Source organism: Dapis hubbardiae BLCC-M172 (assembly GCF_050016015.1).
GTDB lineage: Bacteria > Cyanobacteriota > Cyanobacteriia > Cyanobacteriales > Microcoleaceae > Trichodesmium.
The window spans coordinates 1-10807 of sequence record NZ_JBNHEQ010000205.1; the positions used below are offsets into that span (position 1 = coordinate 1).

5 protein-coding genes are annotated in these 10807 nt (G+C 36.1%); 2 read left to right on the forward strand and 3 right to left on the reverse strand.

Annotated features, from left to right (window positions below; translation table 11 throughout):
- From ACP6PK_RS18840 to ACP6PK_RS18850, 3 genes are all read right to left on the reverse strand, one after another.
- Positions 1–1175 (reverse strand): DUF4912 domain-containing protein (locus ACP6PK_RS18840; RefSeq protein WP_426561663.1); only part of this gene is annotated, 1175 nt, incomplete at its 3' end.
- A 1238-nt stretch (positions 1176–2413) separates the two neighbouring features.
- Positions 2414–4795 carry an IMS domain-containing protein gene (locus ACP6PK_RS18845; protein WP_426561665.1) on the reverse strand — a complete coding sequence of 794 codons (2382 nt, stop codon included), beginning with the start codon at positions 4793–4795 and terminating at the stop codon, positions 2414–2416.
- A gap of 591 nt (positions 4796–5386) precedes the next feature.
- Positions 5387–5776, reverse strand: coding sequence for an IS200/IS605 family accessory protein TnpB-related protein (locus ACP6PK_RS18850; RefSeq protein ID WP_426561671.1), 390 nt, complete (start codon positions 5774–5776; stop codon positions 5387–5389).
- 327 nt (positions 5777–6103) lie between these two features.
- Here ACP6PK_RS18850 and pdhA point away from each other — a divergent pair, with 327 nt between their 5' ends.
- Positions 6104–7135: a pyruvate dehydrogenase (acetyl-transferring) E1 component subunit alpha gene (gene pdhA, locus ACP6PK_RS18855; protein ID WP_426561667.1), complete on the forward strand. Its 1032-nt coding sequence runs from the start codon at positions 6104–6106 to the stop codon at positions 7133–7135.
- A 2168-nt stretch (positions 7136–9303) separates the two neighbouring features.
- Entirely contained in the window at positions 9304–10554 is a 1251-nt protein-coding gene (locus ACP6PK_RS18860) for an HhoA/HhoB/HtrA family serine endopeptidase (RefSeq protein ID WP_426561669.1), read from the forward strand.
- The last annotated feature ends 253 nt before the right edge of the window (positions 10555–10807 follow it).

The window sequence follows — 10807 nt, forward strand, 5'->3', positions numbered from 1 at the left end:
CCTGACATTCCCATGCCTACACCAGAAGCAGTTAAACCTACCCCTGACATAGTTTGAGTTGCACCAGAAGCAGTTAAACCTACACCTGACATAGTTTGAGTTGCACCAGAAGCAGTTAACCCTACTCCCGACATTCTCATGCCAACACCAGAAGCAGTTAAACCTACACCTGACATTCCCATGCCAACACCAGAAGCAGTTAAACCTACACCTGACATTCCCATGCCTACACCAGAAGCAGTTAAACCTACCCCTGACATAGTTTGAGTTGCACCAGAGACATTACTACCAGATGCCCACATCCCTATACCTGATGCCATAGCATAAGAGCTTACTCCTTCCTCTATCATCTGGCCTGAACCTGGAACCATTTGAACAGAGCCAAACATAGAACCAGCAACCCGTTGTTCCTCAACTTCAGCTAGGCCAAACATTTCCTCATAAATGTTATCGGGATTATCGTAAAAAGTAATTTGGCGACTAGCAGGAACCAGTTCCATAAAGGTTTTCCCACGCAAATCTTCATCCCAACTAACTGTGATAAATTGGTCGTCAATCCAATCTGAGGGATAGACTGGAGGAATATGTACTCGCTCAGAACGAGCCACAATTAACCACCGACCATCAGCACACCGATACCCTATTTCCACAACATAGTTGCGATCGCTTACCGGAATGGGTATGTACCATTCACGAGCTAATTCATCACAAGGATATTCCTGAATACTATGAGGACTTTGGTATTCCAAGTTAATATCTGTTACATCATATATACGGAGAGCTAACTGTTGTCCTCCTTGACGGCGTAACTCTTCTTTCAGTTGATTCGTAATATCCCAGTAAGCGTATGCCCACTCTGGATCGCGTGGCATTAAGACTATTCGGCTTTTACCATACCCATTGGGTAAATCTGTTAAATCTTGGTCAATTGATGAAAGAAAATCATCAATATTATTTTCTTGGCCCAATTCAAACTTTTTTGCTTCCACTTCTTCTTGTACCTCTAATGTTGAGAGTGGAGCAGATGAAACATGATTGATACCTTGAGCTTCCATAACTGCTGCCAGCAGTTGTGCCTTACGCATTCTGCTGTAACGAGAGATACCTAGTTCGCTGGCGACTTTCCGTAGTTGTCGTAAAGTCATTTCTTCTAGAGGTGGACGTTCTTGAACCATTATTTATATCCTTCTATTTTTTTACTGTTTTCTATTCCGTTTCCCAAAATCTAGCAAGTAATTACAAATAATTCCTTGTTTCTTTTGAGAACTACTTTTCCCATTCAAATAATTAATGGGTTTGGTAAATGCTGAGGAATGCTTATCAGTTTCTATATCTCTAGAAACTATAAGAACCGCATTTTTTTGGGATCGGCGGGATCGCCTTATAAGTCTATATCTTGCAGAAAAGCTCAGATTTGGTCAAGGGTCGTTACTAAGAAATTATGAGTATATATGCAGATTTATAGGCAATTCTAGATTAACAATGTTATGGTTTCTTAACTTTACTTAATTTATTAGAACTTTAACAAAATTAATGAATAAAATTATGTAATAGTTTTATTAAAAATTACTAATATTACAGCTCAAAAGCTAAGTACATAAGCAATATTAATTTAATATTGAGTGGAGGTAAGGAATAGGCAATGCTTTACTGGAAAAAGGGAACAGGGAACAGAAAATATACCTGAGTAGTAGATACAGGGTTGATCAAATTGGTGAGATTTCGTTATTAGTTAACAGTAAGTCAGGATTGTTCACAGCAGCGACTACTGCATCCCAATGATTTAAAATTTCTTTGGCGAGAGCTTGAAGCTTTTGGTGTTTAACTTTTTTTCTAAATAACAAAATCCCATCAGCCTTTTCAGAATTTTCTTCGTTTCATCCTCAACTTTTCCAGAAGAAATGGCTTGAATACAGAAAAATGGTGGGGAGGTAACAGTAAAATGGATATACTTGGAAGACTTAATGAGGAAGAAGGTTTTTTCTAAGTAATTCAACGGATTTGATCCAAAGTAATTTTATCTTGCAACTCCCACATAGTCTAGAAATTAAACCAATAGAAAGACTTGGCAATATAGTGAACAACTAAATCATCAAACCATCAATACTTATATAATCACTCTTGATTTCCATTTTTGTTTAATCCCGAAAGCTGTAAAAATTTTTAGAGTTATCGTATTACTGAGTGATGGCTGACGGCTGAATGCTTACACACTAGAACAGAATTTTTTTATTGACTTCCTGAAGATTAATTTGATTAACAAGTTTTTTTACTCGAGCTTCTAAGGTTTTTTAATTCTGATTTATATATCAATTTTTTGAGAATAATTCAGTTGAATAAATACAGTATAAATACTAATAATTATTCATGTTTAAGCTTAGGTTTATTCCCATAATTATTTCTGCACTTAAAATTATCTCAGTACCTTCCAATTACTAATTTGCCATTTTTCATTCTGACGAACTAAATTATAACGAACAAGTAAGTTTTCATTGTCAGAATTAGTCAATCTACCGTTGTCATAAAACTGAACCCTTTCTCTCACTTTAGCATCTACTTGAGCTTCATTGGCATCTGTATTACTCATTTTTACACTTTTTATCTCTAAATCATGCTCATACTTCCGGTAAGATTTCTCTCGCTTCAGTGCATTAGCCGTAGGTAACCAACGCTCAAGTGCTGGGTTCACTAGAATATTTCGTAATTTTTCAACTTGATGATTAGGACCAAGAGCAGCAGCCTTAATATCTAACCAACTTTGAATCGCTAGTTGTGCTACTTCTTTCGTTATAGGTCCTGATGCTCCGAGGCTAACCCGATTAGGTTCTGGAATTTCTATTGGAGGTCTGTCCAATAGCACCTCAGGTTGTTCTCCTTGTAGCCTAGGTCCACCTAATCCTAAAGCATTTGCTAACCAAGCAATAGTTTTAATTGTCATAAACCCAATCAGTCCTATTGCCAATAATCCCAAAACTGCAATTAATATTAGACGACCAACCTTAACAGGTTCTCTTCTAGCAGAGATTCTCCGTTGACTATGGTCTGGCATAGATTGGGGTAATTCTTCACTTCCTAGTGACGTACTTTCATTAAATTGAGGTAAACTACTCCTGCTCCTTTCCCTCATTCTTCCTGAATAGCGACCAGAACTGGGATTAGTTAATTGTTTTTGCGCACCTATAGTAGATGATGATTTTTCTGATTCTTGAAGCAACTTATCAGAACTAGCTCCTAGTAAATTAGAAGTTCCTTTGCTTGCAGAAGCAGGACTAGCAGTAGCAACACTACCCACACCAGATATACCTTTATTTTCTAAATCTGATACGGTGGATTTGTCAACTTCCTTCTGATAGAACATCTGTTCCGTGTCGCGATCGCGACGAGGTTGAACAACTACCCACTGATTAACTGCTTCTGTTTCTGTAGGTAAAGCTTCTAGATAAGCTTGAACGTGCCGATCTGCAAAATAGTCTTTCAAAGAAGCTGACTTGTCAGACAAATCACGAAAATGTGGAAATACCTCCTCAGTCAACCAATGTTCAGCATAAAGACATAGCCCTGGTAATAAATCTGGAGATTCTTGAGAATTTTCTTTAATAAAGGATAAAGGTTCATTTTCATGGCTAAGTTCTAATGAACGACTAGCCTCTTCAGTTTGCCCTAAAAGTAAAGCACAAACAGATTTCTCTAAATTTACATCTTGACTACGACCTAATTGCATCAACATCAACTTAGCCTTACGAATCAAAGCTGGTTGTTTTTGGGCAAACCCTTGAGCTAAAAAAGTATAAACTGCTAGGTATGTACCTACTGCCGAAGGACGATGAGCTTCTACCTCAAATAATTTCTTTTGTTCTGATGTGGTTAAATGATGACGTAGCTCCTGAACAAATTTCAGAAAATCTTCTACCCTAAGTCCAGAGCTATCTTCACCTTGACCATCAATTCCTCCCCGTTCATTTAACATATCTTGAAGAATTTCTAGGCCACGGCGACGGTCTAGAGCTATCTCCTCTGGTAATGCTATTAACTCCATTACTCTATAAGGACGTAGCTTATAAAGGTCAGCTTGTATCTCCCCTCGAACTTGAACAAACAGATTTTCTCGTAGTAATAATCCCTGCCCAGCTTCTAAAGCTGTGGCCGCACTTTCATATTGTCCTTGTTGCCATTGTTCTCTACCCAGTTCTAAATTAGCTAAAGCAACTGTGAGGACAATATCTGGCAGAACTAATGCTGGATCGCCAAAACGTCCATCTTTTATAGCAATACTATTATTAGTAAGATAAGGATGAGTAAGTTTTAATACCAGTTCGTATTCTCCTAGTTCCTGTAGAATCAGGATTGCTCCCACGAATTGTGGATCTTCTATTTCTATACTGGGGCTGTTAGGGTCAAACTGAGAGCTACTTATGGTCTCTCTACCTTGAGAGCTTATCCTTTTTGCTAATCGTCTAGAAGCTATTATGGGGATAACTTCTCCTTTTTCCTGAAGTTTTGTTTCTTTTTCCTCTACTTTATCAAGATTTATCTCAGAACTCGGACTTAGTTCTTCTACTTTTTCTGGCTCGTAGGTTTTAGCCAAAAAGCTGCCATCATAAGTTTGCCGTTGTTCTAGGTCAGACAGAACAGCATAAGCCTCATCTATAAGTTGTTTACGGGCAACTATTGTTGCCTCAGAATACTCCCTTCTAGGAAACTGCTGGGTGCGGTCTCTATGTGCCTGCCGTAACTGTTCGGCAGTAGCCTGAATTGGTAAACCTAAAATTCGGTAATAATCTAGTGGAATCCGCACAGTGCATTTCCTCAAAGGAGAGTTACTATATTACTTAATAATATCCTTTGTTGCTGACTAACAGAGGTCTTTTTTATTACTTTAGAGCAATTTTTTTGATGCTCGTCACTTATGAGCTAGGATTTTTTCACCGATAAACATTAAAGGTTTAAAGGTGAATCTACCAATTCTTAAATGTTCAACAAAAAATCTTATAAAGATACTGAATTTAATTTTAGCATCAAAATTCCAAGAATATAAAAATTCTTCTTCGAATTATCAAAGCATATTTTCCATTTATATCTACTTATATCTACAATTTTGAAAAAAATTGTAGATATAAGTAGATAGATTGGGGTTGCTTCCCACAAAGTATAGTTCATAATAATAAATATAGTCAAATATGACATATTCTCCTGCATTGCAGGTTTGACCTGGACTGGGTGTTAGCGTTTGCGCAGCATTCCGCAGGAAAGGAGGCACGACAACACCACGCCAGTTGCTTCAAGTTGGGGAACCCGCCTAACGCAGTGGCTTCTCTATCCCATGGTCAAAGACAAAAGGGAGTTGCTTTTCTCATAATGTTCAAAAAGCCATTCACATCAGCATTAATCAATCTGTCACAACCTGTGCGATTTGCATTCCCCGTTTCACCCTTTTTCCACTAAAAATTGACTGATTTTTCTCACCATTCTTGTAAACAGGAATTGTATCATTATCCATAAAACTTGCAATGGAAGTATAAGATTTTTCGGTTAAAATCACCTTAATTCCTACCATTGTAGCTTTATAAGATAACATTTCTATTAACTTACCATGGGGAATTTGAACAAAATTTTGATTGTTCTTTTTTCCTAACTTAATCTCCTGTATCCACTCCTGATTTTGGCCAATTATCAGAGTCCCTATTTTGTAAGTGATGAGGGTATTAATAATCAAACGAGATGCTTTGTGGAGATAATCATTGATTTTAAATTCTCTTTTACTAGCAAGTTTTCTCAGTCTCTGAGTTTATTTGACTATATATGACTATAATTTATGTATAAAGTTTATTATACCTTTCATTTCAGTGACAGATACTTTGCTACCCAACTTGAAGGGCAAAACTTAAGACTTATTCCATTAAGTCTATACTATACAACAAGCTAGTAAAATTTATTTACTCTCATACACAATTTCCAGATATGCTATTAAATTGCTCAAAGGTAAATTTGGATAACTTGTGGAGACCAGTAATGTTAACTTTAACATTAGAGACTTTTGCTAAAGATGTCTGTTGCAACATTCCAACATCAGATCACTAAATTATACTAGCTCAGGAAAAATTAAATGATCCAAGAACGTAACTTACCTCCTTTTAATACCAATAGTATAAAAATTAGTAAAGAAGAAGCATTGATACTATATGAAGATATGGTTTTAGGACGCTTGTTTGAAGATAAGTGTGCTGAAATGTATTACCGAGGCAAAATGTTTGGCTTTGTTCATCTTTACAATGGACAAGAAGGGGTTTCTTCCGGTGTAATTAAAGCTATGCGACAAGATGAAGATTTTGTTTGTAGCACTTATAGAGACCATGTTCATGCTCTCAGTGCTGGTGTACCAGCACGGGAAGTGATGGCTGAATTATTTGGTAAGGCCACAGGCTGTTCTAAAGGTCGTGGTGGTTCGATGCATATGTTCTCGGCTGCACATAATCTATTGGGGGGTTATGCTTTTGTTGCTGAGGGTATTCCTGTGGCTACTGGGGCAGCTTTTCAGAGTAAATATCGTCGGGAAACTATGGGAAATGAAACTGCTGACCAAGTGACGGCTTGTTTCTTTGGGGATGGGGCTTGCAATAACGGCCAGTTTTTTGAATGTCTAAATATGGCTACATTGTGGAAACTACCGATTATTTATGTAGTCGAAAATAATAAGTGGGCAATTGGTATGGCTCATGATCGTGCTACTTCTGAACCTGAGATTTACAAAAAAGCTCATGCCTTTGGCATGGTTGGTGTAGAGGTTGATGGTATGGATGTATTGGCAGTGCATTCTGCTGCTCAGGAGGCTGTGGCCAGGGCTAGGGCTGGCGAGGGACCTACTTTGATTGAAGCTTTGACTTATCGTTTCCGAGGACATTCTTTGGCTGACCCTGATGAATTACGGGACCAACAAGAAAAGGAATATTGGTTTTCTCGTGACCCCATCAAGCAATTTAAAACTTACCTAACAGAAAATAATTTGGTAGATGTTGCAGAGTTAACAGCAATCGATCAAAAGATTGAGGAGTTAATTACTGAAGCTGTTGAGTTTGCTACAAATAGTCCAGAGCCAGGGTCAGATGAACTCTATCGGTACGTTTTTGCTGAGGGTTAATTAGCTAAATTGTTGATTTAATTGTAATTAAGTTTTCTGTCAAAATTAAGTCATGGGGTTTCTCATTAATTGAGTCAAAAAGACTTTCTTAGATGTGGAAACCCTAAATATATTAGTGGGAATTAAACAAAACAGAACGTTTATTAATTAAAAATTATTGTACAGCAAGAAATTCAGAACATTTATCCAAAACAGCCCCTGAATCGTAACTTCCATCTGAAGGCTGTTCAAGTTGATAAGTTATAAAGTTTGCATCAAAATTGACAAAAACTATTGCATTTTTTCACTATATAAAAATATTTATATACTTTTATTCCCTTTTGTCTAAACGATCAAAATAATTGGGTCTAAAACCCCGCCTTTTAAGGTGAAATGTTTTGGGAAGGTTGCTCAAAATCCCCTACACAAAAACTTATGACTTCGGACTTAGTTAAGTGGAGATTTTATACACAACTTCTTTGAAGAATGGTTTAGCAATAGTGAGAGTTATTAGGATAATTAAAAGTTATAATAATCAGAAAAAAATTTGTATTTAATAAAATTCTTGTTGGTAATTAAGATGTTTAATCCTATATTTAGTACAAAAATTATCAATAAATAAAATAAATTTCTAAGCTAAAAATAAATACAAAATCAAACAAGATAAATATATGCTATATAGCTAAAAAAATATAATCTTATAGGTCATTGCCAGGGAAGTTTGGAGATAATTTATTTATAGTCATTTCAAATAAGAATGAAACACTTTTTCCGCTGAAACTCTTTAAATACAAGAAACACTTGTCTCAATATAAACTGAAATGACTATAGAAAACCAATCCCAGTTACTATGATTTTTTTGAGGTGCTGCTAGGCAAAGCTTGTTCCTGTTTGCTTAGAAAAGCTCACATTTCATTACCAAATTCGGATGTCTAAAGCCTCCCCTTTTAAGGAGATGAAAAAACGGTCGGCAAGTGGAGCATGACCTAGGATGGGATGGCGTTTTGCTTCGCAACATATAAAGCGTTTCGGCTGTCGCCGACATGAAAAGCGCAGCTCCTCTGGAAGAGGCAGCGGGTCCGTAGGAGCAGGTTTCCCGAAGAGTGCAGAGCCACTCCGAAGTGAGCCATATCCAATCGACCAAGAGAAGAAAAAAAATTCCTTTTAGCTCAATCCTTCTATTACAGAAGAGGTAATTATTAATTTTAATTGTTAATTATTAATTGTTGAAACCTACCCAATATCATAAAAAAATCAAATAAATATTCAAGACAAAAATGAATATCAAATCAAACAAATGTTAAACAATCATCGTTTTTTGAGAAATTAGCATCAACATTCATTAATGGATAATGGATAATGGATAATTGATAATTACCTCTCCCTTTTAGGGAGAGGATTGACAAATAAGAAAAATATTTATTTTTTTCTCCTTGAAAGGGGAGGCTTCAAGGCGTGAATTATCTAATTATTTAATTGTTTAATGATTAATTATTTCGGTAAATAAATCCTGAATGTATGAAAAAAAATAGTATCAACTTGATTTCCTTAAAAACAACCGGATAAATTTTTTAAGGATTGTAAATATACTAAAGTCCAAGATATCCCAGATTGAAATATGTAACTTAATATTTTAATTCTATGTATGGTAAAAATTAGCTCCCCAAAAGTTAAGTAGATCAAGGAAAAAGCTAAACAGTGAATTTCAATGACTCTGAAACACTAAGCATCAGAGTGGAATCACTAACTCTTCATCCCCAGACATCATTTCCCAGGAGTGTTAAATTTAGTTTATAACCATAATACAAGCAAAATGTAAATTCCCATAAACATTCAGGAGTAAATAGTAAGAGACTTCCAAATCAAAAAATATCCTTTTGGATTAAGTGTAAAGGAGCAGGGGAAGTAAAACAAGTAAGTCAAGTCCACAAATTGGATAATTTATTTTTTACTATGCCCTAAGTAATAGACTAAATAGATATTGTAGGAAAATTTAAAGAACACCTCTCCATCAGGAGATAAGTACCTGGACAGAATTAATTTAATATTTTGGCGGTGGTAGGCAAGAGTCAATAGATAAGAGTTAAAGGGAATATAGCCGATTAGTCAATACACAAATAATTTTGTCTACCTACTTAAGACTCTGATTATTAATTCTTGACAGACTAACCAATTACAGATAAATAACAATGAAAAATACAACAGGTAAAGTTTTTTGGAAACAACCTTTAACTTATTTATTACTACTAACCGGAGCGGTCGGAGCATTGTTAGGTGAGCGCCTAATATTCCAGACAATTAGCTCTCCGGAAAACTCAAGCCAGCTTACTCAATTATCAGTAACTCAATCCCCTAGCAAAAGTGATGGTACTTCTAGCTCAGAAAGCTCTAGTTGGTTACCAGTTAGAGTTCCTATTTCCAATAGCAACTTTATTGTAGATGCCGTCCAAAAAGTTGGTCCGGCAGTAGTTAGGATTAATGCTTCTCGAACCGTTAGCCAAAGACCTAATATGTTTGGTAGAGGAATACCAGAAGATTTCTATGGTTACGAATCTCCTAGGTCACGTTTAGGTCCAGTTGAGCAAGGAACTGGTTCTGGTTTTATCATTAGTTCAGATGGTAATATTCTTACGAATGCTCACGTTGTTGAGGGTTCAACTACTGTAGAGGTTGTCCTCAAAGATGGTCGTCGCCTTCAAGGTAGAGTTTTGGGCACAGATTCTGTAACTGATGTAGCAGTAGTTAAAATTGATGCCGATAATCTTCCGACTGTTTCTCTGGGAAATTCAAATAATCTGCAACCTGGAGAATGGGCGATCGCTATTGGCAACCCCCTAGGTCTAGATAATTCTGTGACAGTGGGTATAATTAGTGCCACAGGTCGTTCTAGTAATGATGTGGGTGTCCCAGATAAGCGGGTAGGATTTATTCAAACGGATGCTGCGATTAATCCTGGTAATTCTGGTGGCCCTCTGCTGAATCAAAATGGTGAAGTAATTGGCATTAATACAGCTATTATTGATGGTGCCCAAGGTTTAGGATTTGCAATTCCTATTAATAATGCTCAACAAATTGCTCAACAATTAATTAGGGTAGGTAAGGCAGAACACGCTTATTTAGGTATTGCCATGCAGACTTTAACACCGGAACTTAAGCAAGAACTTAACCGAAATTTCAATACAAATATTCAGTTATTCACTGATCAAGGGGTATTAGTAATGCAGGTTGTTCCTGGTTCTCCTGCTGATAAAAGTGGTTTAAAACCAGGGGATATAATTCAAAAAATTGATAATCAAACTATTAGTGAATCTGAAAATGTACAACAAATTGTTCAGAACAAAACTGTAGGTAGTTTGTTGGAATTAGAAGTTAATCGGAATGGTCAAAACTTGAATTTCCAGGTGCGAACTGGAAATTTACCATCTCGATTAAGAGGATAGATATATATAGTGTTGATTAATTGATAATGGATAATGAATAATTGATAATTACCTCTGGTTTTACCCTGGAGAATTGAATATAAGAAAATCACAATTTCTTTTTTTATATTGAAATAGAAGGCAATAAAGCCGAATTGATTAATTATCAATTATCCATTGGTAAGTTATAAATTACAGTTTAGGTTAATTGGGGAATGCTTAATATACAAAATCCAAACTATAACGTCTGAGATAAATAGTTTTGAGAATTAAA

Coding starts and splice junctions, on each gene's coding strand:
- pdhA (WP_426561667.1), top strand. CDS start 6,104: ATGATCCAAGAACGTAACTTACCTCCTTTTAATACCAATAGTATAAAA.
- ACP6PK_RS18860 (WP_426561669.1), top strand. CDS start 9,304: ATGAAAAATACAACAGGTAAAGTTTTTTGGAAACAACCTTTAACTTAT.